This window comes from Dankookia sp. GCM10030260 (assembly GCF_042666655.1).
In the GTDB taxonomy this organism is placed as follows: domain Bacteria; phylum Pseudomonadota; class Alphaproteobacteria; order Acetobacterales; family Acetobacteraceae; genus Paracraurococcus.
In genome coordinates, this window is sequence record NZ_JBHTDE010000004.1 from 127,649 (window position 1) to 150,872 (window position 23,224).

At 73.1% G+C, this 23,224-nt stretch carries 20 protein-coding genes; 9 read left to right on the forward strand and 11 right to left on the reverse strand.

Going from position 1 to position 23,224, the window contains the following annotated elements:
• Positions 1–28: 28 nt before the first annotated feature.
• Both ACFQS7_RS16215 and ACFQS7_RS16220 read right to left on the reverse strand, forming a co-directional pair.
• A complete protein-coding gene (locus ACFQS7_RS16215; RefSeq protein ID WP_380068145.1) occupies positions 29–6,073 on the reverse strand; it encodes a PAS-domain containing protein in 6,045 nt (2,014 codons plus the stop codon).
• On the reverse strand, positions 6,070–7,170 hold the full coding sequence (locus tag ACFQS7_RS16220; protein WP_380068146.1) for a COX15/CtaA family protein: 1,101 nt from the start codon (positions 7,168–7,170) through the stop codon (positions 6,070–6,072). The genes ACFQS7_RS16215 and ACFQS7_RS16220 overlap by 4 nt, the downstream gene beginning before the upstream one ends.
• 87 nt (positions 7,171–7,257) lie before the next feature.
• Here ACFQS7_RS16220 and ACFQS7_RS16225 point away from each other — a divergent pair, with 87 nt between their 5' ends.
• Both ACFQS7_RS16225 and ACFQS7_RS16230 read left to right on the forward strand, forming a co-directional pair.
• Positions 7,258–8,049: a glycosyltransferase family 2 protein gene (locus ACFQS7_RS16225; protein WP_380068147.1), complete on the forward strand. Its 792-nt coding sequence runs from the start codon at positions 7,258–7,260 to the stop codon at positions 8,047–8,049.
• Positions 8,046–8,723, forward strand: coding sequence for a TVP38/TMEM64 family protein (locus tag ACFQS7_RS16230; protein WP_380068148.1), 678 nt, complete (start codon positions 8,046–8,048; stop codon positions 8,721–8,723). Before ACFQS7_RS16225 ends, ACFQS7_RS16230 begins: the two co-directional genes overlap by 4 nt.
• Positions 8,724–8,777: 54 nt before the next feature.
• Here the strand turns inward: ACFQS7_RS16230 and ACFQS7_RS16235 are convergent, their stop codons facing one another.
• From ACFQS7_RS16235 to ACFQS7_RS16250, 4 genes are all read right to left on the reverse strand, one after another.
• On the reverse strand, positions 8,778–9,809 hold the full coding sequence (locus tag ACFQS7_RS16235) for a 2-hydroxyacid dehydrogenase (protein ID WP_380068149.1): 1,032 nt from the start codon (positions 9,807–9,809) through the stop codon (positions 8,778–8,780).
• A 112-nt stretch (positions 9,810–9,921) separates the two neighbouring features.
• Positions 9,922–11,019, reverse strand: a complete 1,098-nt coding sequence (locus ACFQS7_RS16240) for an alpha/beta fold hydrolase (RefSeq protein ID WP_380068150.1) — start codon at positions 11,017–11,019, stop codon at positions 9,922–9,924.
• 97 nt (positions 11,020–11,116) lie between these two features.
• Entirely contained in the window at positions 11,117–12,130 is a 1,014-nt protein-coding gene (gene pdxA, locus ACFQS7_RS16245) for a 4-hydroxythreonine-4-phosphate dehydrogenase PdxA (RefSeq protein ID WP_380068151.1), read from the reverse strand.
• Positions 12,127–13,242 carry a four-carbon acid sugar kinase family protein gene (locus tag ACFQS7_RS16250; protein ID WP_380068152.1) on the reverse strand — a complete coding sequence of 372 codons (1,116 nt, stop codon included), beginning with the start codon at positions 13,240–13,242 and terminating at the stop codon, positions 12,127–12,129. Before ACFQS7_RS16250 ends, pdxA begins: the two co-directional genes overlap by 4 nt.
• A gap of 129 nt (positions 13,243–13,371) precedes the next feature.
• Here ACFQS7_RS16250 and ACFQS7_RS16255 point away from each other — a divergent pair, with 129 nt between their 5' ends.
• Positions 13,372–14,142, forward strand: a complete 771-nt coding sequence (locus tag ACFQS7_RS16255) for an enoyl-CoA hydratase/isomerase family protein (protein ID WP_380068153.1) — start codon at positions 13,372–13,374, stop codon at positions 14,140–14,142.
• A gap of 4 nt (positions 14,143–14,146) precedes the next feature.
• Here the strand turns inward: ACFQS7_RS16255 and ACFQS7_RS16260 are convergent, their stop codons facing one another.
• Together ACFQS7_RS16260 and ACFQS7_RS16265 are read right to left on the reverse strand one after the other, a co-directional pair.
• Positions 14,147–14,644: a YdcF family protein gene (locus ACFQS7_RS16260; RefSeq protein ID WP_380068154.1), complete on the reverse strand. Its 498-nt coding sequence runs from the start codon at positions 14,642–14,644 to the stop codon at positions 14,147–14,149.
• A 52-nt stretch (positions 14,645–14,696) separates the two neighbouring features.
• Positions 14,697–15,944 (reverse strand): class I SAM-dependent methyltransferase, encoded by a 1,248-nt coding sequence (locus ACFQS7_RS16265; RefSeq protein ID WP_380068155.1) that lies wholly within the window; start codon positions 15,942–15,944, stop codon positions 14,697–14,699.
• A 78-nt stretch (positions 15,945–16,022) separates the two neighbouring features.
• Between ACFQS7_RS16265 and ACFQS7_RS16270 the strand changes: the two genes are divergently transcribed.
• The 3 genes from ACFQS7_RS16270 (at position 16,023) to ACFQS7_RS16280 (ending at position 19,009) form a co-directional block, all read left to right on the forward strand.
• Positions 16,023–16,529, forward strand: a complete 507-nt coding sequence (locus ACFQS7_RS16270; protein ID WP_380068156.1) for an invasion associated locus B family protein — start codon at positions 16,023–16,025, stop codon at positions 16,527–16,529.
• Positions 16,526–17,710, forward strand: a complete 1,185-nt coding sequence (gene rlmN, locus ACFQS7_RS16275) for a 23S rRNA (adenine(2503)-C(2))-methyltransferase RlmN (RefSeq protein WP_380068157.1) — start codon at positions 16,526–16,528, stop codon at positions 17,708–17,710. The genes ACFQS7_RS16270 and rlmN overlap by 4 nt, the downstream gene beginning before the upstream one ends.
• An 84-nt stretch (positions 17,711–17,794) precedes the next feature.
• On the forward strand, positions 17,795–19,009 hold the full coding sequence (locus ACFQS7_RS16280) for an alpha/beta fold hydrolase (protein ID WP_380068158.1): 1,215 nt from the start codon (positions 17,795–17,797) through the stop codon (positions 19,007–19,009).
• Between the two features lie 156 nt (positions 19,010–19,165).
• On the opposite strand, the gene ACFQS7_RS16285 is transcribed toward ACFQS7_RS16280, so the two are convergent.
• Both ACFQS7_RS16285 and ACFQS7_RS16290 read right to left on the reverse strand, forming a co-directional pair.
• On the reverse strand, positions 19,166–20,122 hold the full coding sequence (locus ACFQS7_RS16285; protein ID WP_380068159.1) for a Bug family tripartite tricarboxylate transporter substrate binding protein: 957 nt from the start codon (positions 20,120–20,122) through the stop codon (positions 19,166–19,168).
• Positions 20,122–20,580, reverse strand: a complete 459-nt coding sequence (locus tag ACFQS7_RS16290; RefSeq protein WP_380068160.1) for a MaoC family dehydratase — start codon at positions 20,578–20,580, stop codon at positions 20,122–20,124. The genes ACFQS7_RS16285 and ACFQS7_RS16290 overlap by 1 nt, the downstream gene beginning before the upstream one ends.
• A gap of 99 nt (positions 20,581–20,679) precedes the next feature.
• On the opposite strand from ACFQS7_RS16290, the gene ACFQS7_RS16295 reads away from it, so the two are divergent.
• The 3 genes from ACFQS7_RS16295 to ACFQS7_RS16305 are packed head-to-tail and all read left to right on the forward strand — an operon-like array spanning position 20,680 to position 22,686.
• Positions 20,680–20,982, forward strand: coding sequence for a SemiSWEET family sugar transporter (locus tag ACFQS7_RS16295; RefSeq protein WP_380068161.1), 303 nt, complete (start codon positions 20,680–20,682; stop codon positions 20,980–20,982).
• A gap of 48 nt (positions 20,983–21,030) precedes the next feature.
• Positions 21,031–22,191 (forward strand): MFS transporter, encoded by a 1,161-nt coding sequence (locus ACFQS7_RS16300; protein WP_380068162.1) that lies wholly within the window; start codon positions 21,031–21,033, stop codon positions 22,189–22,191.
• Between the two features lie 27 nt (positions 22,192–22,218).
• Positions 22,219–22,686, forward strand: a complete 468-nt coding sequence (locus tag ACFQS7_RS16305) for a MaoC family dehydratase (RefSeq protein ID WP_380068163.1) — start codon at positions 22,219–22,221, stop codon at positions 22,684–22,686.
• 43 nt (positions 22,687–22,729) lie between these two features.
• Here the strand turns inward: ACFQS7_RS16305 and ACFQS7_RS16310 are convergent, their stop codons facing one another.
• Entirely contained in the window at positions 22,730–23,224 is a 495-nt protein-coding gene (locus ACFQS7_RS16310; RefSeq protein ID WP_380068164.1) for a GNAT family N-acetyltransferase, read from the reverse strand.

The following is a 23,224-nucleotide window of genomic DNA, read 5'->3' on the forward strand; positions in this document are numbered from 1 at the left end:
AAAAACCTTTCCGTGAATGCCGGCGGCCTCAGGCAGCGAGCGAGGTGATCAGCCGGGACTTGGGGAAGCGCAGCATGGCGGTGGTGCCGGCGCCGGGGACGGATTCCAATGTCAGCGTCGCGCCCTGCGCCTCGGCCAGGGCTCTCGATAGATATAGGCCGAGGCCGGAGCCGGGGAAGCGGCGCGACAAGGATGAATCGAGCTGGGTGAAGGGCTCGAAGGCGCGCGGGATGTCCTCCGGCTTGATGCCGATGCCGCTGTCGGTCACCCGCATCACCAGCCCGCCCTCCGCCGGCGCCTCGGCCGAGACCGTGACCAGCCCGCCCTGCGGGGTGAATTTCACCGCGTTGGAAACGAGGTTCAGCAGCACCTGGCGCAGCCGCAGCGCATCCGCCCGCAGCAGCGGCAGCGCCGGCGGCAGCGCCGCCACCACCGCCACGCCGGCGGTGGAGGCCGTCGCCTGCATCACCCGCACCACCCCCTCCAGCAGCGGGATCGGCGGCACCTCGGCCTCCGTCGTGCTGAAGCCGATCGTCTCCGCCCGCGTCACGTCGAGGATGTCGTCGATCAGCGACAGCAGGTGCCGCCCGGCCTCGTGGATCGAGCGGACGTATTCCCTGCCGCGCTCCGGGTCGGGGTCGGCCGAGATCGCCTCGGAGAAGCCGATCACCGCGTTCAGCGGGGTGCGCAGCTCGTGGCTCATCGTCGCCAGGAAGCGCGACTTGGTGCGGTTCGCCGTCTCGGCGGCGTCCTTGGCGGCCTCCAGTTCGCCGCGGATGCGGCGGTCCTCGGTCACGTCGGTCAGGGCGAGCACGAAGCCGCCGCCGGGCACGGGTTCCGAGGCGATCTCCAGCACCGTCCCGTTCGGCCGGGTGCGGGTGCTGCGCACCGGCTCCCGCCGGTCGCGGCCCTTCAGCCGCGCGGCCACCGCGCGTGCCGCCTCGCCCTCGCCGTATTCGCCGCGGTCCAGCAGGTAGTCGATGAAGCCGTCGAAGCTGCCGCCGGTCCGCATGATCTCCTCGGGCAGGTCGAGCAGCGCCAGCAGGATCGGGTTCACCGCGAGGATCCGCCCCGCGGCGTCGAACAGCACGATGCCGTGGCGGATGTTGTCCAGCATGGCCTGCAGCACCGTGGCGCGCTGCTGGGTTTCCGCCTCGGCCCGGGCCAGGGCGCTGATATCGGCCATGGTGATGACGAAGCCGCCGCCCGGCGTCGGGTCCGACGTCACCTCGATGATGCGGCCGTCGCGGTGCGGCCGGACGTAGCGGGCGGGCCGGGTCCGGTCGATCGCCAGCGCCATGGTCCGCAGCGCCGAAGCATCGCCGTGAACCGCGCTGGCGGCGAACTGCGTGTCGATGAGGTCGGCCAGCCGGATGCCCTCCGGCAATTGGGCGGCCGGATAGCCGGTCAGGTCGGCAGCCAGCCGGTTGGCGGCGACCAGCCGCTGGTCGGCATCGAACAGCTGGATGCCGTGCCGCAGGTTGTCCAGCATCACCTGCAGGATGCGGGCACGCTCGCGCGCCTCCGCCTCGGCTGCGGTCAGCGCGGTGACGTCGCTGTAGGTGGCGACGAAGCCGCCGTCCGGCGTCGGGTCGGTGAAGATCTCGATCACCCTGCCGTCCGGCCGCACCCGGCTGCGGCGCTGCGGCCTGGTGTAGTCGTCGGCCAGCCCGGCCTGCACCGCCTCGGCCGTGATCATCCCGGCCCGCATCGAGGCCAGCGCGAGCTCCGCCGCATCCACGCCCGGCTGCAGCAGCGCCGGGTCGAAGCCGTTGAACTCGGCGGCCAGCCGGTTGGCGGTGACCAGCCGCTTGTCGCGGTCGAAATGCGCGATGCCGTGCCGCATGTTGTCGAGCATGAGCTGCAGCACCGCGGCCCGCGCGGTGGCCTCGTCCTGCGCCCGGGCCAATTCGGTGACGTCGGTATGGGTGACGACGAAGCCGCCGTCGGGCGTCGGGTCGGAGCCGATCTCGATCACCTTGCCGTCCAGCCGCCGCCGTCGGTAGCGCTGCGACCGGCTGCGGTCGAGCCGCATGACCTCCTCGTGCAGCGGGCCGGTCGTCGGGGTGCTGCCGGGGCCGAACTCGCCGGCCCGGTCCTGCTCCGCGACCAGGACCTCGAACGGCGTCCCCTCGCGGCCGCGCAGGTCGGGCAGGCCGTAATCCGGCCCGGCCAGCCGGTTCGCGGTCAGCAGCCGGCGGTCGGGGCCGAACAGCATCAACCCGTGCCGCATGCTGTCGAGCGCATCGCGCAGCAGCCCGGCGCGCTGCTTGGCATCGGCCTCGGCCCGGGCGCGGGCGGTGATGTCGGTGAAGCTGATGACGAAGCCGCCATCCGGGGTCGGGTCGGTGAAGACCTCGACCAGCCTGCCATCCGCCAGCGGCCGCATGCGCCGGCCGCGCAGGGTGCGGTCGGCCGCCAGCAGCCGCCGCAGCACCGCCGTCGCCTCCGGCTCCGCGCCGAACAGTCCGGCCGCATGCTGCCGCCGCAGCAGGTCGTCGAAGGCGGCGCCCGGCGTGACATCCTCGGGCGCCAGGGCGGACAGCTCGGCCGCCAGGGCATTCGCCGCCAGCAGCCGGCGGTCGGCGCCGTAGATCAGCAGCCCGTGTCGCATGTTGTCGAGCGCCGCCTGCAGCGTCGCGGCGCGCGACGCCGCGGCGGCCTCGGCCGCGGCCAGCGCGGTGATGTCGGAATAGGTGAGGGCGAAGCCGCCGTCCGAGGTCGGGTCGGACACCACCTCGATCAGCCGCCCGTCGGGCGCGCGGCGATGGTAGCGCAGCGTCTGCGCCCGGTCGGCGGTCAGCGCGCGCTGCAGGATCGTCTCGTTTTCGGTGCCGAAGACGCCGGTGTCGTGCTGGTACTGCACCGCGTCGTCGAACCGCATGCCGGTGGTCAGGAAATCCGCCGGGACGCCGCTGAGCTCGGCGGCCAGCCGGTTCGCCGCCACCAGCCGCCGGTCGGGGCCGAACAGCGCGATGCCGTGGCGGATCACGTCCAGCATCACCGCCTGGGTCGCGGCGCGCCGCTTCGCCTCCGCCTCGGCCCGCGCCAGCGGGGTGATGTCGGACAGGGTGATGACGAAGCCGCCGTCCGGCATCGGGTCGGAGAAGACTTCCAGCGTCCGGCCGTCCGGCAGCGGCCGGGTATAGTGCAGCGGCCGGCGGCGGTCGGCGGTCATTGCCTTTTGGCCGAATTCCGCGTCGAGCGCCGCATCGCCGGTTGCGCCGCGGCTGAACAGCTGCGCCGTCATCTCGGCGAAGCCGGCGCCCGGGACGGCCATCGCATCCGGCATCCCGGCCAGTTCGCGTGCCAGGCGGTTGTCGGCGATGAAGCGATGGTCGGGGCCGAACAGCACCACGCCATGGTGCATGGTGTCGATCATCGCCTGCAGCGTCGCGGTGCGGTCCGCCGCCGCCGTCTCCGCCGCGACCTGGGCGGTCACGTCGGTCCAGGTGATGACGAAGCCGCCGTCGGGCGTCGGGTCGGACACACTGTCCACCACGCGGCCGTCCGGCATGCGGCGGCGCACCGGATGCGACCGGCTGCGGTCGCGCTGCGCCACGTCCAGCGCCTCGGCCTCGGCGTCCGGGCCCTGGCCGAAGACGCCGTGCCGCAACTGCCACATCGCCAGGTCGCGCGGGGTGATGCCGGGGACCATCTCCTCGGCCGGCATGCCGGCGAGGTCGGGGGCAAGCCGGTTGGCGACGATCAGCCGCTGGTCGGGGCCGAACAGCGCGATGCCGTGCCGCATCGAATCCTGCATCGTCTGCAGCAGCAGGGCGCGGTGCTGCGCCTCGGCCCTGGCCGCGTGCACCGCGGTGGTATCGACATAGCTGATGACGAAGCCGCCATCCGGCAGCGGGTCGGAGGTAACCGACACCATCCGGCCATGCGCATTCGGCCGTTCCCGCCGATGCGGCTGCTGGCGGTCGAGCCCGAGATCCTCGGCAACCGCCGCCGCCGCCGCGTCCGGCTCGAAGGGGCCGTTGGCCGCGACCCGTTCGGCGACCAGCTCCGGCAGGCCGCGGCCGGGCCGCACCGTCCCCGGTGCCATGCCTCCCAGTGTGCTGCACAGGTCGTTGGCCGCCAGCACGCGGTGGTCGGCACCGAACACCACGATGCCGTGCCGCATGTTGTCGAGCATCGCCTGCAGCAGGTTGGCCCGCTCGCGCGCCGCGGCCTCCGCCTGGGCCAGGGCGGTGACATCGGTCAGGGTGACGACGAAGCCGCCCGCCGGCGTCGGCGCCGAGCGCATCTCCATCACCCGTCCGTCGGGCAGCGGGCGGCGGGTCTCGAAGGGTTGGCTGCGGTCGAGCCCGAGCAGCATCCGCCGCGTCGCCTCGGCCGCCTCGCCCGTGCCGTAGACGCCGGCGGCAAGCTGCCGCCTCAGCACCTCGTCGAGGCTGCGGCCGGGGGCCACGTCTTCCGGCGCCAGGCCGCAGCAATCGGCGGCGATCGCATTGGCGGCGACCACGCGGGCCTCGGCATCGTACAGGATGAAGCCGTGCCGCATCGATTCCAGCGCCACCTGCAGCAGCGTGGCCTGGGCCTGCTCCGCCGCCTGGGCCCTGGCGCGGGCGGTGACGTCGCCGAAGGTGACCACATAGCCGCCATCCGGCGTCGGGTCGGTCACCACCTCGATGACGCTGCCGTCGGGCCGGTGCAGGATGCGCTGGGTGGGCCGGCGGCGATCCATCGTCACCGCCGTCGCCAACGCCCGCGCGGTCGCCTGCGGGTCGCCGAACACGCCGCGGTCGGCCTGTTCCTGCACCAGGTCGAGGATATGCCGGCCGGGCACCATCGACTCCGCCGGCAGGCCGGTCAGCCGGTTGGCCAGTTGGTTGGCGACGACCAGCCGCATCTCCGCGTCATACAGCGCGATGCCGTGCCGCATGTTGTCGAGCATGACCTGCAGCTGCGCGGCGCGGCCGGTCGCCTCGGCCCGGGCGGCGTGCAGGGCGGTGATGTCGGTGGTGACCTGGACGATGCCGCCATCCGGCAGCGGCGCATAGCGCAGGTCGAGCACCCGGCCATCCGGCCGGGTCCGCTGCAGCGGTGCCATCGACTGCGAGATCGCCTGGGGCTGCAGCAGGGCCAGCATCGCCGGCGCCTCCGCGCCGTATTCGCCCTGTTCGGCGCGGCGGCGGGTGATCTCGTCGCGGTGCTCGCCGACCGCCAGCTCGGCCCCCGCCATGATCGCCTGGTAGGCGGCGTTGACCATCGCGACGCGGCCATCCGCGCCATAGACGACGACGCCGTGCGGCAGCGAGGCGAGCACGCCATCCAGCAGGGCTGCCCGTCGCCGCGCCTCGGCCTCGGCCCGCCGCGCCGCGCTGATGTCGATCAGCTCGACCAGGTAGCCGCCCTCGGGCAGCGGCTGGCTCTCGATCCGCAGCGCATCGCCGTTCGGCCGGACGCGCTGGTAGGTGGTGGGGCGGGTGCGGTCGATCCGGCGGCGGTCGGCGATCACCGCCTCGGCGTCGAGATTGGCGAATTCGCCACGTTCGGCCAGCATGGCGAACAGCGTCTCGTAGGAGGTGCCGGGGCGCAGCGTGCCGCGCGGCAGGCCGAGCAGGTCCTCATAGGCCGGATTGTTGAACAGCACGCAGCGCTCCGCGTCATAGGCGGCGACGCCGCCATGCAGGTGCGCGAGCAGGGTCTCCAGCCGCCGGGCGCGGCCCTGCGCCTCCTGCGTCAGGGCGACGTAGCCGGTCACCTCGACCACCGCGGCGACATAGCCTCCCGCGGCCAGCGGCATGCCGACCTGCTCGAAGCTGGCGCCGTCGGTGCGGCGGAACAGACGGCGGAAGGGGCGGCTGCGGTCGATCGCCAGATGCTCGGCGGCCAGGCTGTTCGGGTCGCCCTCCCCATAGATGCCACGGAAGGCGTAGCGGCGTACCAGATCGGCCACCGGCAGGCCGGGCGGGGTCTCGGCGGGGTCGATCCCGGTGACCTGCCGGGTCGCCGCATTGGCCAGGACCAGGCGCTGGTCGGCGCCGACGACCCAGACGCCCAGCGGCATCGCGGCGAGGGCTTCGTCCAGCGCCGCGGCACTGGCCCCGTGGTCTGTCATGTCGCCCTCCCCGCAGTGTCCGCGGCAGGATCGCGCAGGCCGTGCAGCGCGACCAGGGCGGCGGTCAGCACGAGCACGGCGCAAGCCTGGTGCAGCGTGCCGAGCCAGGCCGGCACCACCAGCAGCAGGGTGGCGATGCCCAGCGCGTATTGCAGGCAGACCGCCGCGCCGAGGCCGAGGCAGGCGCGGCGGGCGAAGCCCGGCGGCAGCCGCCGCCAGCCGGCCAGCGCGGCGCCCAGCGCGGCCAGGGTGGCCAGCGTCGCCAGCAGGCGATGATTGAACTGCACCGCCGGGATATTGAGGGTGAGGTTCCGCCAGGCCGGCTCCAGCCGCCAATAGCCGTCCGGCACCCAGGCCCCGTCCATCAGCGGGAAGGTGTTGTAGTCGAACCCCGCGCGGATCCCGGCGACGAAGCCGCCAGCCAGCATCGCCGCCACCAGCAGCCAGGCCGCCGCCTTTGCCTGGCGGCGGACGGTGCCGGCCGCCGCCGGCAGCGCGCCCGCAGGCCCGCGCAGCAGCGAAAGCCCGGTCCAGAGCAGCGCGGCGTAGAGGCCGAGCGCCATCGAGAGGTGCAGCACCAGCCGGTAGGGCGAGACCGCGGTGCGGTCGGCCTCGAAGCCGGAGGCGACCATGAACCAGCCGATCGCCCCCTGCATGCCGCCCAGCAGCAGCAGCAGCAGCAGGCGGCGCTTGAGCCCGGCGGGGATCCGTCCGCGCAGCCAGAACCAGGCCAGCGGCAGGGCATAGGCCAGGCCGATCAGCCGGCCCCAGAGCCGGTGCGCCCATTCCAGCCAGAAGATCTGCTTGAAGCCGTCCAGCCCGAAGCCCTGGTTGACCAGGGCATATTGCGGGATGGTCTGGTACAGCGCGTAGAGCCGGCGCCACTCGGTCTCGGACAGCGGCGGCAGGGTGCCGGACAGCGGCGCCCATTCCATGATCGACAGGCCGGAGCCGGTGAGGCGGGTGGCGCCGCCGAGGGCGACCATGGCCCAGACCATGCCGGCCACCGTGAGCAGCCAGAGCGCGATGGGACGGGGCTTCGGGCCCTGGTCCGGGGTGTGGCGGAGGGCGGCTTCGGCCTTGGCATCGAATGGCATACCGCGAGTATAGGATGCCCCCGGCCATCCTGCATCCGCAGGCGTCACGTCTTGCAGGGGGTGCGCCTTGCTGCTACCCGCGCCGCCATGCCCCAAGCCGATCATCCGGCGCCCGCGGCCGACGTGCCGGCGCCGCAGGGTGCCGCGGGCCGGCCGGGCGCCGCCGCGCCCCTGCCGCTGTCCGTCGTCATCCCGGTCCGCAACGAGGCGCCGAACATCGGCCCCCTGGTGGCCGAGATCGAGGCGGCGCTGGCCGGCATCCGGCACGAGATCGTCTATGTCGACGACGGGTCGTCCGACGACACCCCGGCGGCGCTGCGGGCGGCGGCCGCCACCGCGCCGCTGCGGGTGCTGCGGCACCGCGCCAGCTGCGGCCAGTCGGCCGCGGTGGTCAGCGGGGTGCGGGCGGCGCGCGGCACCTGGATCGCCACGCTGGACGGCGACGGGCAGAACGACCCGGCCGACATCCCGCGCATGCTGGCCCGCGCCCAGGCCGAGGGCGGCCAGATCCTGGTCGCCGGGCACCGGGTGACGCGGAAGGATAGCTGGGTGAAGCGGCGGTCCAGCCGCATCGCCAATGCCATCCGCGCCCGGCTGCTGCGGGATGCGACGCCGGATACCGGTTGCGGGCTGAAGGTGTTTCCGCGCGCGCTCTTCCTCGACCTGCCGGCCTTCGACCACATGCACCGCTTCCTGCCGGCCCTGGTGCTGCGCCAGGGCGGCCGGGTTGTCAGCGAGCCGGTGAACCACCGGCCGCGGGTGCGCGGCATCTCCAACTACGGCACGCTGGACCGGCTGGCGGTGAGCCTGTTCGACCTGGTCGGCGTCGCCTGGCTGCAGCGGCGCTGGAAGCGGCCGATCTTAGACCCGCAGGAATGACGGGCGCGCGGCTGCGGTCGGTCGGCAAGCTGCTGGTCCTGGCGGCGGGGCTGATCCTGGGCGGGCTGCTGCTGCGGGCGCTGGGCGCCGCGCCGGGCACCGACTGGGTGGACCGCTACATCCGTGGCCAGGGCATCCTGGGCGAGACGCTGTTCCTGCTGGCCGGGACGGCCGCTGCGGCGGCGGGACTGCCGCGGCAGGGCGTGGCCTTCCTCGGCGGCTATGCCTTCGGCGCGGTGATGGGCACCGGGCTTGGGCTGGCGGCGCAGCTGCTGGGCGCGGCCATCGCCTTCGCCTGGGCCCGGCTGGTCGGGCGGGACTGGGCGGAACGCCGCCTGGCTGGACGCTTCGGCCGGCGGCTGCGGCCGCTGCGCGACGCGCTGGCGGAGAACCCCTTCGACACCACCCTGGCGCTGCGGCTGCTGCCGGTGGGGAACAACCTGGCGCTGAACCTGCTGGCCGGGATGGCGGGGATCGCCGCGGCGCCGTTCCTGGCGGCCTCCGCCATCGGGTATCTGCCGCAGACGCTGGTCTTCGCGCTGCTGGGCAAGGGCGTGCGGGTGGATGGCGGGTGGCAGATCGGGCTGGCGGCGGCGATGCTGCTGGGATCGGTGCTGCTGGGGCTCAGGCTGCTGCGGCGGCATCGGGCCGGGCGGGCGCTGGAGGAGGATTAGGCGAGGAAGGTTGGGGCCAGGGAGGATGCTTCCTCCCTGGCCTTTTGCCTTCCGTCAGCCAGCCGCCGCGGGCTTCGGCGCCACCACCGCCGCCTCCGTCACCGCCGCGGCGCCCAGCGCCTCGCCCGCGGCGAATTTCGTGCAGTTCCCCAGGGTGATCGCGGCGATCGCCCCCAGCGCCTCCCGCGTGAAGAAGGCCTGGTGGCCGGTGACCAGCACGTTGGGGAAGGTCAGCAGCCGGGCGAAGACGTCGTCGGACAGGATCTCGTTCGACAGGTCCTCGAAGAAGAGGTCGGCTTCCTGTTCGTAGACATCGATCGCCAGGCCGCCGAGCCGGCCGGCCTTCAGCGCTTCGATCGCCGCTTCCGCGTCGATCAGCCCGCCGCGGCTGGTGTTCACCAGCACCAGGCCGGGCTTGGCCAGGGCGAGCGTTTCGGCCCGTACCAGGTGCCGGGTCTCCGGCGTCAGCGGGCAGTGCAGGGTGAGGATGTCGGCCGCGGCCATGATGGTCGGCAGGTCGGTGTAGGTGACGCCGATCGCGGCGAGGGCAGGGTCGGGGAACAGGTCCTGCGCCAGCACCCGGCAGCCGAAGCCGAGCGCCAGGCTGCGCGCCACCAGCGCGCCGATCTTGCCGGTGCCGATGACGCCGACGGTCCGGCCGTGCAGGTCGAAGCCGAGCAGCCCGTCGAGCGCGAAATTGCCGTCCCGGGTGCGCTGGTAGGCGCGGTGGATGCCGCGCACCAGGGACAGCAGCAGGCCGATGGTGAACTCCGCCACCGCATGCGGCGAATAGGCCGGGACGCGCGCGACCGCGATGCCGAGCCGTGCCGCCGCCTTCAGGTCGACGTTGTTGAAGCCGGCGCAGCGCAGCGCGACCAGCCGCGTGCCGCCGGCGGCCAGCGCTTCCAGCACCGGGGCCGAGAGGTCGTCGTTGACGAAGGGGCAGACCGCCGCGGCGCCCTGCGCCAGCACCGCGGTATCAATGGTCAGCCGCGGTTCCAGGAAGACGAGATCGTGCCCCGCGCCGTTCGCCGCCTCGAAGGAGCGGCGGTCATAGGGCTTGGTGCTGTACATCGCGACTTTCATCGGCGGTCCCCTGGTGCGGCAGCCCGGCACGGCGATGGTCATGGCCGTGCCGAGGATGGCACGGCGGATGGCCGCCGGTCGCCCCGGGGCTGCATGCGCGATGCCTGCCGCGCTACCGCGCCGCGGCGCCGAGGAAGCGGCCGATCTCCCGGTCGAGGAATTCCACGTCCGCCGGGAAGACCCCGCCGGCCGATGCGTGGCCGGTCACCGTGCCCGGGCTGATGGTCACGAGCTGCGCGCCGCGAATCAGCTTCGCCGCCGCGGCCGGTTCGTATTCCGGGTTCAGCAGGTCCTTGGTGCCGGTCAGGATCAGCGTCCTCGCCTGGATGGACCCCAGCGCCTTGGCCATGTCGCCGCCCATGCCGGGCGTTGCGCCCACATCGTGCCTTTCATAAGCCCAGGTCTGGTACAGCCAATCGTTGGCGTCGAAGATGGTGAGCTGCGCGTCCTCCTGGGCCTTCAGCCAGGGCAGCACGGCCAGCGGGTCGGCGGCGAATTGCGTCCCGTACATGTCGGGTGTCCGCGCCGACAGGAAGGACAGGATGTCGCGCCACAGCCGGATGCCGGCCAGTGGCGGCGCGGTGTAGTTGCCGCCCTGCCAGGCTGGGTCGAGCATGATCGCCTTGCGGCTGGCCTCCAGCACCGCGACCGTCCAGGCCGGCGTCCGGGCCAGCGGCACCATGGCGACCAGGCTGTCCATGAAGCCGGGCTGGCTGACGCCCCATTGCAGCACCTGCATCCCGCCCATGGACGGCCCGACCACGCTGACGACGTGGTTGATGCCCAGGTGGTCGACCAGCAGCCGGCGCTGCGATTCCACCATGTCGCGGATGGCGAAGCGCGGGAACTGCATGCGCGGCTGCGCGGTGCTGTTGGACGGCGAGGTGGTGAGCCCGTTGCCGATCGCGTCGGTGGCGACGATGAAGTAGCGGTCGGTGTCGAGCGCCTTGCCCGGGCCGATCAGGAAGTCGATCCGGTGGTGGTTGCCGCCGATCGCGGTGACCATGAGGATGGCGTTCGACTTCGCCGCGTTCAGCGTGCCGTGGGTGACATAGGAGATGCCGAAGTCGCGGATCACCTCGCCGCTTTCCAGCCTGAAGTCGCCCAGCTTGAACATCTGGTGCGGCGGCTGGGCCGGCGTGTGCGCGGCGGCCGGGTGCAGCAGCAGCGCGAGGCCGAGTGCGGCCAGCGCGAATGTTCTGCGGATCATGAATCCCACCCCCCTGTGTTGCTTTGCTTCAGGCTAGGGGTGGGGTGCGGAGGAGGGCAAGTTTGGGGAGGAAAGCATTTCCTCCCTGGCCTGCGCTTCAGGCCGCGGCCAGTTGCTCGGCATACTCGATCGCCTCGACCAGGCTGCGCTCGCTGGCGATCCCCTGGCCGGCGATGTCGAAGGCGGTGCCATGGTCCACGCTGGTGCGGATCACCGGCAGGCCCAGCGTGATGTTCACCCCCGACAGCGCATCCCACTTCCCCGTCGCCGGGTCGACATGGAAGCCCAGCAGCTTCACCGGGATATGCCCCTGGTCGTGGTACATCGCCACCACCGCGTCGAACTGCCCGGCGCGCAGCTTCACGAAGACCGTGTCGCCCGGCACCGGGCCGGTGACGCGCAGCCCGTCGCGCACCGCCTCCGCGATGGTCGGCGCCACCACGTCGATATCCTGCCGGCCGAACAGCCCGCCCTCGCCGGCATGCGGGTTCAGCGCGGCGACGGCGATGTGCGGCGCGGCGATGCCGAGGTCGCGCAGCGCCTTGTGCGTCAGGTCCAGCACCAGGCGGATGCGGGCCGGGGTGACGCGCCGGGGTACGTCCTCCAGCGCGCAATGGGTGGTGACGTGGCTGACCCGCATGTTGCCGTGCGCCAGCAGCATCACGCTGCCCTTCACGCCGGTGAGGTCGGCCAGCATCTCGGTATGCCCGGCATAGTGGTGGCCGGCGTTGTTCAGCGCCTCCTTGTTCAGTGGCGCGGTCACCAGCCCGCCGACCCGGCCGGCCTGGGCCAGGCGGACGCCGTGCTCGATGGCCAGGTAGGCGAAGCGCCCGGCCTCCGAGGACAAGACGCCGGCCTCGATCGGCGCCGCCTCCTCGCCGGCCTGCAGGAAGGCGAGCGCCGGCCAGTCGTTGCCCAGCGCGACGGCGGGGATGGACAGCTCCGGCGCGAAGGCGGCGCGGGCACGTTCCAGGGCGCTGCCATGGCCGATCACCAGCAGCTTCAGCGTCCCGTCCGCCAGGCGCGGCGCCAGCGCCCGGCAGGCCTTGACGATGATCTCGGGGCCGATCCCGGCCGGGTCGCCCATGGTGATGGCCAGATGCCGCGTCATGCGTCGATGCTCCCGAGGGAAAGGCCGTTGCCGGCGAGAAGGTCGCGCCACAGCGCGTCCGGGCCGAAGGCGCCGGATTTGGAGACGACGGCGAGGCCGTCCCAGCCGCCGCCCAGCAGCCGGGACCGCGGCACCCCGGGCGTCACCAGCCCGGTCGCCAGCAGGCCCCGGGCGCCGAGCCCGTCGCAGAGCGCGCGCAGCGTCTCCCCGCCGGCGACGATCAGCGTGCCGGGGCGGGGCAGGGATCGGGCGAGCGCGGCGAAGCCGGCGGCGATCCGCCCCGCTGCGGTGGCGCGGTCGAGGCCGGGCGGCAGGTCGAGGCTGACCAGCGCCAGCCCCGCCGCCAGCCGGCGCGCGACCGGCGCCGCGTCGCCTTCCGGCACGCGCAGCCAGGTCTCGCCGCAGGCCGCCAGTTGCCGCGCGGTGACCGCATGGTCGGAGCCGAACAGGCCGAGCACCGGGCGGGCGAGCCGCGTGTCGGGCGGCAGCACCGCATCGCCGGCCAGGGCGCGGGCCAGGCCGCCGCTGCCGCACCACAGCACCGGCCCCGGCGCGGCACGGCCGAGCGCGACGATGCAAGCGAGGTCGGCCTCGGTCTCGGCATCGAACAGGCTGATGCCCGGCGGCAGCGGCCGGTCCAGGCACCCTGGCTGCGCATCCAGTCCTTCCGCCGCCAGCGCCGCCACGGGGTCGACTGGCGCGGTGTCCCAGCCGCCCTCCGGCCGGCCGACCAGCACCCTTCCGCCGCGGGTGATGCGGCGCTGCGCCGGGAAGGCCGGGGCCAGCACGCAATGCGCCCAGGCGCCGCTGGCAAGGCAGGCGGCCAGTTCCGCCGCCGGCTGGCCGCGCCAGAGGCTGTCGAGCTTCTTGTAGGCGATGTCGGCGCCGGCGAGCGCCGGGGCCAGGGCGGCGACCCGGGCGAAGGCCGAGTCCCGCCCGGCTTCCCGCGTGCCGCTGTCGATCGCCAGGCTGCCCGCAGCCGGGCCCGCATCCTGCCAGGCCACCGGCATCGGGCCGCAGCGCCCGGCCAGCTCGGCGGCGCTGTCGAGCGCCCCGGTCAGGTCGTCGGCCAGCAGGCGGAGGCGTGGGGGGCCGAAGCCGTGCGGCTGCATCCGGGTCCTCGGGGGCTCATCCGGCCGATGCCGCCGCGGGCCGGCAGTGTCAAGCCGCGCCGGGCTTCCCGGCCCGGCCGGTGCCGCCCATCATCCGGCGCGGAACCGTCCAGGGCAGGAACCCGCGCCATGAGCCGCTTCGACAGCTATGCGACCAAGTATGCCTGCCTGCGGATGCGGCGGGAGAACGGCATCCTCGAGATGCGGCTGCACACCAATGACGGGCCGCTGCGCTGGGGCCTCGGCCCACATGGCGAGCTGCCGGACGCCTTCGCCGATGTGGCGCGCGACCGCGACAACCGGGTGGTGATCCTGACCGGGACGGGGGAGGAATTCTCCGGCATCCGGGCGACGCCGGGGACGCGCTCGCTCGCCCAGGGGCTGACGGCGGATGCCTATGACCGGGTGCACTGGGAAGGCCGCGCCCTGCTGATGAACCTGCTGAACATCGAGGTGCCGGTGATCAGCGCGGTGAACGGCCCGGCCTGGCGGCATTGCGAGATCCCGCTGCTGTCCGACATCGTCCTGGCCGCGGACACCGCCGCCTTCCAGGATTCCGGGCATTTCCAGGCGGGGATGCTGCCGGGCGACGGCATGCATATCGTCATGCCGATGCTGATGGGGATGAATCGCGGCCGCTACTTCCTGCTGACCGGGCAGACGCTCTCGGCGCAGGAGGCCAAGGAACTCGGCCTGGTGAACGAGGTGCTGCCGCCCGGCCGACTGCTGGCCCGGGCCTGGGAACATGCCGAGCGGCTGGCGGCGCAGCCGACGCTGCTGCTGCGCTACACCAGGCTGATGTTCACCGAGGTGCTGAAGCGGCGGATGCAGGAGCTGCTGGGCTATGGGCTGGCGATGGAGGGGCTGGCGCTGATGGAGAAGGCCGAGGCGCCGCAATAGCGCCCTATCGCCCCCGCGCGCGTTCCCACAGCATCAGCGCCGCGTCGTAGGGCATCGCCGGCATCTCCCGCAGCCGCCAGTACCAGCGCTGCAACAGGCCGACATTGCCGGAGGCGCCGATCGGCACCGGCCGCGCCGGCAGCCCGCCCAGGCGCAGCAGCAGCAGGCAGCGCGGCAGGTGGTAGCGGCTGGTCGCGGCGAAGACCGGGCCGGCATGGCCGAGGCCGCGCAGCAGCACCCGGCAGGCGAGGACGGAGGAGAAGGTATCCGTCCCGGTCGGCTCCTCGAGGATCGCCGCGGCCGGCACCCCGGCCTGCCGCAATTGCGTGGCCATCACGGCGCACTCGGCCTCGCCGAACCGGCCCTGGGCGCCGGTCGGGATGTAGAAGGCGTCCGGCCGCCGGGCGCCGAAGCGCAAGGCGGCCTCGACCCGGCGGCGCAGCGCCGGGCTCGGGCTGCCGTCCGGGCGGACTGCGGCGCCGAAGATGATGATCGGGGTCATGCGGGCGTCGCCGGGGCGGGCGGGTGCCGGTCGCCGCGCCCATCGGGCCGCCTCACGCCCGCGGCGCCGCGATCAGCAGCCGGTTCATCGCCTCCATCGACCGCCGCAAGGCCGGCAACTCGCGCCAGACCTGCTCGCGCGGCACGCTGTTCGCCGCCAATTCGTCGGCGATGGCGCCGAAGCTGCGGCGCCCATCGACCCGCTGCAGGATGGCGTTCGCCAGCCGCGGCAGCGGCAGGCTCACCCGCAGCCCGTCGAAGGAGCAGGGCAGGGTGCCATCCTTCGGCAGGCCCTTCGCCAGGGTCGGCCCGTCCATCTCGCGCAGCACCGGCACCGCCTCCGGGTCGGTCCAGGGCTGTTCCGCCACCGGGTCCCCGGCTCGGACGCAGTAGACGATGTGGATGCCCATGTTGCCGGTGATCGCCTCGGCCAGGGCGGCGCGCTGCACCGGGTCGAGCCCGGCGGTGCGGGCCCGCAGCTTCGGGTCGGGCAGGTAGACGTCCGGGTCGTAGCGGACGGGCTCCACCCAGCAGGCGATCCGCAGCCCGGCGGCGCGGACCAGCGCATCCAGCGCCGGGACGCTGAAGGCGACGTCGCGCGGGTTCAGCAGCAGGTCGTACAGGCCGGCATCGCCGCCCGAGACATGGTCGGTCAGCCAGGGGTTGCGCTTCAGCCAGGCGGTCTCCGGCACCTGGCGCCACAGCCGCCGCGCGGCATCCACCCGCGCGGCCGGGGCTTCCTCCGCCGGGGCCAGCAGCCGCAGCGCGTCCTGCAGCATGTAGACCCCGGTGCGGCCATGCGGCGCATAGACCATCAGCCCGAGGCCGCCACCCGGCGCCAGGACGGAGACCAGCGACCGCAGCCCCGCCAGCGGGTCCGGCAGATGGTGCAGCACGCCGCAGCAGTCGATGTAGTCGAAGGGGCCGAGGCCGGAGCCGGCGAGTTCCAGCAGCGAGCCCTCCGCGAAGCGGATGTTGTCCAGCTTGCGGGCCGCCGCCCTTGCCTCGGCTATTCCCTTCGCCGCGCCGCTGCGGTCCAGCCAGGTGACGCTGCCCGGCCGCCCGGCCCAGGCCATCTGCTGCGCCAGCATGATGGTGCCGTCGCCGGTCCCGCCGCCGGCGACCAGGGCGCGCAATGGCGTGGTCGCGGGCCGTCTGCTCCCGAAGATCCAGTGGTCGATCTCGCGCAGGTGGCTCGGGCTGCCGACGATCAGGCGCCTCGACTCCTCGCGCGGGTCGCGGGCGGGGTAGGGGTAGGCCTCGTACTGGGCGGCGAGCTGGCGGTCGGCGGCATCGGTCATGGCTGGGGTGCATAAAGCGGGGCAGGCCGGGCGGCCAGACCGGTTGCTGGCGGGGCTGCGGCCCCGTATCTAGCGGGGATGCGTATGCAATGCCGCCTTGCCCTGCTCGCCGCCCTTGTTGCCGCCCCGATCGTTGCGGAGGCGCAGCCGCGCCCGCAGAAGCTGGGCGAGTTCCAGTCCTGGACCGCGGCCAGCTTTTCCGAGGGCGGGCAAAAGACCTGTTACGCCTTCGCCCGGCCGAGCAAGTCGGAGCCCGCCCGGCAGGGCGTGTTGCTGACCGTCACCCACCGCCAGGCGGCGCGCGACACCGTGACCGTCTCCGCCGGCTATGCCTTTCCGCGCAATGCGGAGGCGACGGTGACGGTGGGCGGCACCGACCTGAACTTCTATACCGCCGGCTCCACCGCCGCGGCGCGCGACGGGGCGGCGGCGGTGCGTGCCTTCCGCAACGGCCGCGACGCGGTGATGAAGGCGCCCGGCGCCAACGGCAAGGGAACGGTGGCCGACAGCTTCCCGCTGGCCGGCTTCAGCGCGGCCTATGACGCCATCTCGAAGGAATGCCCGGCCGCGGGGGGCAAGCGATGAACGCCATCACCCCCGCCACGGCCGAGCTGACGGCGGCCGAGCGCGACCGGATCCTCGCCAAGACCGCCATCTTCAACCCGCCGCCGATCACCACCGCGGACGGCCGGCGCGAGCTGGTCGGCCTGTCGCGCGAGGAGCTCGCCGCCGAGCTGGCGGCGATGGGCGAGAAGGCCTTCCGCGCCAAGCAGCTCTGGCACTGGATCTACCACCAGGGCGTCACCGACTTCGCCGCGATGACCTCGATCGCCGGGCCGCTGCGCGCAGCACTTGCCGAGCGCTTCGTCATCGGCCGGCCGGCGGCGACGACGGTGCAGACCAGCGCCGACGAGACCCGCAAATGGCTGTTCCGCTGGCGCGACGGGCAGGAGGTGGAGACGGTCTACATCCCCGACCGCCACGCCGACCGCGGCGCGGTCTGCATCTCGACCCAGGTCGGCTGCACCCTGTCCTGCCGGTTCTGCCACACCGGCACGCAGAAACTGGTGCGCAACCTGGGCGCCGCCGAGATCGTCGGCCAGTTCATGGCCGCCCGCGACAGCTACGGCGAATGGCCCAGCCCGAAGGACGACCAGCCGCGGCTGCTGTCCACCATCGTGGTGATGGGCATGGGCGAGCCGCTGTACAATTACGAGAACACCGCGAAGGCGCTGCGCATCATCATGGACGGCGAGGGCATCGGCCTGTCCCGCCGCCGCATCACGCTGAGCACCTCGGGCGTCGTGCCGATGATGGACCGCTGCGGCGAGGAGTTGGGCGTCAACCTGGCCGTGTCGCTGCATGCTGTGACCGACGAGCTGCGCAACGAGATCGTGCCGCTGAACCGCAAGTATCCGATCAAGGAGCTGCTGGATGCCTGCCGCCGCTATCCCGGCGCCAGCAACGCCCGGCGGATCACCTTCGAATATGTCATGCTGCGGGGCGTGAACGACAGTGAGGCCGAGGCGCGCGAGCTGGTGCGGCTGCTGGCCGGGCTGCCGGCCAAGATCAACCTGATCCCCTTCAACCCCTGGCCGGGCTCGCCCTACCAGACCAGCAGCTACGAGCAGACCGGCCGCTTCGCCGCCATCCTGAACGATGCCGGCTATTCCAGCCCGATCCGCCGGCCGCGCGGGCGGGACATCCAGGCGGCCTGCGGGCAGCTGAAGACGGAGAGCGAGCGCGAGCGTAAGTCGGCCGAGTAGCATACCCTCCCGGCCTGGGCGTATAAGGCGAATATCGGGTCGCATTACGCTACCCTGGGTCGCGGCCTTGCCGGGGGAATGCCGATGCCGTTCAAGTTCCTGCGCCACGCGGTGCTGCTGGCCGCGCTCTGGGCCGCGCCCGCGCTTGCCGAGCCTGCCGGCGCCGCCTTCTACCTGCCGCCGGACCCGCTGCCGCCCGGGGCGCGTGGCGCGGTCATCCGGTCCCGGCCGCTGGCGGCCGAGGCGGCGCTGCCCTCTGCGGCGCGCAACCTGCTGGTGCTGTACCGCTCCACCGATGCCCAAGGGAAACCCGCGGCCGTGTCCGGCACCGTGGCGATCCCGCCCGGCACGCCGCCCGCCGGCGGCTGGCCGGTGATCACCTGGGCGCATGGCACCACCGGCCTGGCCTCCGCCTGCGCGCCGTCGCTCGACACGCCTGAGGGGCCAGAGCATCCCTACCTCGCCGGGCTGCGCCGGCTGCTGGATGGCTTCGTCCGGCGCGGCTATGCGGTGGTGGCGACCGACTACATCGGCCTCGGCACGCCCGGGCCGCACCCTTTCCTGCAGGGCGGCCCGACCGGGCGCAACACGCTCGACATGCTGCGCGCGGCGCGGCGGATCGAGCCGGCGATCGGTACCCGCTACGCGGTGATGGGGCATTCCCAGGGCGGTCAGGTGGCGCTGTTCGCCGGCGCGCTGGGGCCGGAGGTGGTGCCGGAGCTGACCCAGGTCGGCACGCTGGCCTTTGCGCCGGGCTCGCAGATCATGGACCGGCTGGCGCTGGTGCGGCAGGCGGCCGACGTGCAGCTCTCGGTGCCCTACGTGCTGTACGCGCTGCAATCCTTCGCCGCGACCTATCGGGACATCGACCTGCGACGGCTGCTGACGCCGACGGCGCTGGTGCACCTGCCGGACCTGCAGCAGGGCTGCATGACCCATGCGCTGACCAGCGGCTACTGGGCCGGCGCCATCGCCCGTGACCAATTCCTGGCCGATGCCGACGACACCGCGCTGGCCCGGGCGGCGGCGGCGAACGAGCCGGGCGGCCTGCGCCTGCCGGCGCCGGTGCTGATCCTGCAGGGCACCGCGGACGTCACCGTGATGCCGGCGGCGACCGACATCCTCGCCGGCCAGCTTTGCGCCCGGGGGACACGGCTGGCCTATAGCCCGGTGGCCGGGGCGGACCACAACGGCTCGATGGTCGCCGGGGAGGGCGAGGCCGCGGCCTGGATCGACGCGCGCTTCGCCGGCGCGGCGGCGGCGGAGCAGTGCGGGGCGCTGCCGAAGGCGGGGAAGTAAGGGAAGCTTGGGGGGGGAAAGGTATTCCCTCCCCGTTGGACGCACGCGTCCAACCCCACTCCTCCTTTTTCTGGGTTTGGCACCTGCCGCGCGACAAGTATCGACTCAGAAAAACAGATGAGGGGTCCGGGGAGAATACCTTCTCCCCGGCCTTGCTTACTCCGCCGTCGCCCCGCTCTCCTGCACCACCCGGGTCCAGAGCGCGATCTCGGCGGCGAGGAATTTCGCATAATCCTCCGCCGTGCCGCCGGTCGCCCAGGCGCCCATTCCGGCCAGCCGCGCCGTCACCTCCTCGTCCCGCAGCGCGGCGTTCACCGCGGCGTTGAGCCGGGCGATCGCCGCCGGCGGGGTGCGGGCCGGCGCCAGGATGCCCTGCCAGATCCCGGTGTCGCTGCCCGGCGGCAGCAGGCCGCTCTCGGCCATGGTGGGCACGTCCGGCAGCTGCGCCGCGCGCTTCAGGGTGGAGACGGCGATCGGCCGCACCAGCCCTTCGCGCGCCAGCGGCAGGGCGGTGTTGAAGGCATCCGACATGAACTGCACGTTGCCCGAGGCGGTGTCGGTCAGCGCCGCGGCGGTGCCGCGATAGGGCACGTGCACCGCCTCCACGCCGAGGTGCCGCATCACCATGAAGGCCTGCAGGTGGGAGACGTTGCCGACCCCGCCGGAGCCGTAGCTGATCTTACCCGAATTGGCCCGCGCCCAGGCAGCGAATTCGGCCGGGCTGCGCACCGGCAGGGCCGGGTTCACCACCAGCAGCGACGGCGCCGAGGCGGTGAGCGCCACCGGCACCAGGTCGCGCAGCAGGTCGTAGCCGAGCTTGCGGTAGAGCGCCCGGCTGATGGCGATGGAGGAGGTGTTGTAGAGCAGCACGCTGCCATCGGCATCCGCCTTGGCCACCGCATCGGCGGCGATGTTGCCGTTGGCGCCGCCGCGGTTCTCGATCACCACGGTCTGGCCGAGGGCGCGGCCCATCTTCTCCCCCACCAGGCGGCCGATGACGTCGGTCGGGCCGCCGGCGGGGAAGGCGATGACCAGGCGGATCGGCCTGCTGTCCTGGGCGCGGGCGAGGCCAGGGGCGGCGAGCGCCGCGCCCAGCAGCATGCGGCGGCGCATCAGGGCCGGCCCGCCAGCAGGCGCTTCACCGTGTAGTCCATCACCGTTTCTCCCCTCTGGTTCCTGATCGTGATCTCGCTCGTCACCACGGCGCGGTTGCCGGTGGAGGTCGGGCGCAGGCCGGTGAGCACCACCTCCGCCCCGATCGTGTCGCCGACCCGGACCGGCGCGCGCGCCCGGATATGGGTCTCCAGCAGGGCGAGGCCGGTGCCATGCGCCATGCCGGAAAGGACGATGCCCTCGATCAGGGCATGGGTCAGCGCCGCCGGCACCGGCCGGGCGCCGAGCGCGCCGGCCAGCGTGGCATCGACGAAGAGCGGTTCCTGCATGCCGGTGAGGCCGACGAAGCCGATCAGGTCGGCCTCCGTCACGGTGCGGCGGAAGGTGCGGAAGCGCTGGCCCTCCGCCAGGTCCTGCCAGTGGAAGCCCTGGCCGAGCAGGGGCGGCGTTTCGTCCATGCGGCAGGCTCCCCGGCCGGTGCCGCGCTGTCAACGCGGCGGCGGAACCGGCCGCCCCCGCCGGGGTTGATGGCCGGCGCCGCCACACGGAGAAAACGCATGCCGGATGCCGCCACCATCGTCGGCGGGATTGCCACGCTGTGCTCGGCGACCAGTTTCCTGCCGCAGGCCTGGAAGGTGATCAAGACGCGGGACACCGAGGCGATCTCGGCCGGCATGTATGCGGTGACCGTCGTCGGGTTCTCGCTCTGGCTGGCCTATGGGGTGCTGCTCTGGCAATGGCCGCTGATGATCACCAACGGCGTCTGCCTGGTGCTGTCTGCCTTCATCCTGCTGATGAAGGTGCTGCCGCGGCCGCAGAAGGAGAAGGTGGCGGAGGTGCTGGACCCCGCCGCCGGCTGACGCGGCCGGCTTGACGCGGCGCGGCGGGGGCCGCCCTATCCGCCGGGCATGCCACCCGCCATCCCCATCGCCCTGTTCGCCCTGGCCGGCTTCACCACCGGCGCCGGGATGCGGATGCTGGACCCGCTGCTGCCGCTCGTCGCCGCCGATTTCGGCGTGCGGGTGGCGCAGGCGACGATCCTTGTTGCCGCCTTCGTGCTGCCCTACGGGCTGGTGCAGCTGGTTGCCGGGCCGCTCGGCGACCGGTTGGGCAAGGTGCGGATCGCGGTCTTCGCGGTGCTGCTCTTCGGGCTGGGGCTGGTCGCCAGCTACTTCACCACGCGCTTCGCCGGGCTGGTCGGGCTGCGCGCCTGGTGCGGGTTGTTCGCCGGCGCGGTGATCCCGCTGCTGATGGCCCATGTCGCCGACAGCGTCCCCTATGCCGAAAGGCAGGTGACGATCAGCCGGTTCCTGACCGGCATGGTCATGGCGCAACTGCTGGCCGGGCCGGTCTCCGGCGTGCTGGCCGAATTCGCCGGCTGGCGGGCGCCCTTCCTGGTGCTCGGGCTGCTGGCGATCGGCGTCGGGCTGGTCCTGGCATCCCGCCTGGGGCCCGGGCTGTGGCGGGCCGATGAGGGGCGCGCGGGCGGGCGGGGGATGGCGGCCTATCTGGACCTGCTGCGCCGGCCGTCGGGACGCTGGCTGATGGCGGTGGCCTTCCTCGACGGCTTCCTGCTGTTCGGTGGCGCCTTCCCCTTCACCGGGTCCTTCCTGATCGAGGTCTTCGGCCGCAACGCCGCCGAGGCCGGGCTGGTGGTGGCCGGCTTCGGCCTCGGCGCCTTCGCCTATACCCGCGGCGCGCGGCCGCTGCTGACGCGCTTCGGCGAATCGGGGCTGCTGACGGTGGGCGGCATCGGCCTGGCAGGGCTGCTGGCGGTCCTCGCCTTCGCCCCGTCCTGGCCGGTGGTGGCGCTGGTGCAGGTGGCCTTGGGCCTGGCCTTCTACATGTTCCACGGCGTGCTGCAGACCATGGCGACCGAGGCGCTGCCGGAGGCGCGCGGCACCGCGGTGGGCGCCTTCGCGCTGGCCTTGTTCCTGGGTCAGAGCGGCGGGTCGCTGGCCTTCGGGCTGGGGCTGACCGTCGTCGGCTACCGCGGCGGCTTCCTGGCGGCGGCGGTGGGCGTCTTCGCCTTGGCGCTTTGGGCGCGGCGCGGGGCGAAGGTAGGCTGAGCGGGTGAGCGAGGGAGGGCCGCGCCGATGGACCGCATGTACCTGGAGGATTTCGCCGCGGGGCAGGTTTTCCGCTCCCCCGCCTACACGGTGACCGAGGCCGAGATCCTGGCCTATGCGGCGCAGTACGACCCGCAGCCCTTCCACCTGGATGCCGAGGCGGCCAAGGCGACGTTGTTCGGCGGCCTGGCGGCGAGCGGCTGGCACACGGCGTCGATCACCATGCGGCTGATCGTCGACAGCGACTTCCGCCCGGCCTGGGGGGTGATCGGCGGGCGGATGGAAAGCGTCGAATGGCCGCGGCCGACCCGGCCGGGCGACGTGCTGCGGGTGGAGTCCGAGGTGCTGGAGGTGAAGCCGAGCCGCAGCAAGCCGGAGCAGGGGATGCTGCGGGTGCGGTGCACGACCTTCAACCAGCAGGACCAGCCGGTGCAGGTGATCGTGCCGAACATCATCGTCCCGCGCAGGCCCGCCCAGCGCACGACATCGGGCTGATGTTTCCCGCAGCAGGCGGGCCGTGTCGGGTGCAGCGCAGGCCTCAGGCGCCGGTCCGCAGGATGTAGCGCTTGCTGACGCGATCGACGGGGGTGCCGTCGCGGAGCGGCACCGCACGACGGATCGCATGATCCGTGAAGCCCAGCCGGCTGTAGAAGGCGAGACCGCCCGCATTGTCGGCGCGGATGGTCGCGTTGATCGCGGCCAGTCCTTGCTGTCTGGCCGCCTCTCGTGTCGCCGCGAAAAGTCGGGAGCCCGTGCCCTGCTGCACCCATCCGACGCGGCTGAAGGTGGCGATGTCGCCGATGCCGTCCGGCAAGCCTTCGACCCGAACGAGCGACTGGAAACCCGCCGGGCTGCCGCCGTCATCCTGCGCCACGAAGCAGCAGATCACGTCGGGACCCGTCAGCATGGCGTCGGCCAGGGCCCGCGGGGTGAAAGGCTCCTCCAACGCGGTCGTCCCGCCACGAGCGATGATCTCGTTGAGCAGATCGGCAAGGGCGGGGGCGTCCAGATCCTGCACCGGCCTGATGTCCAT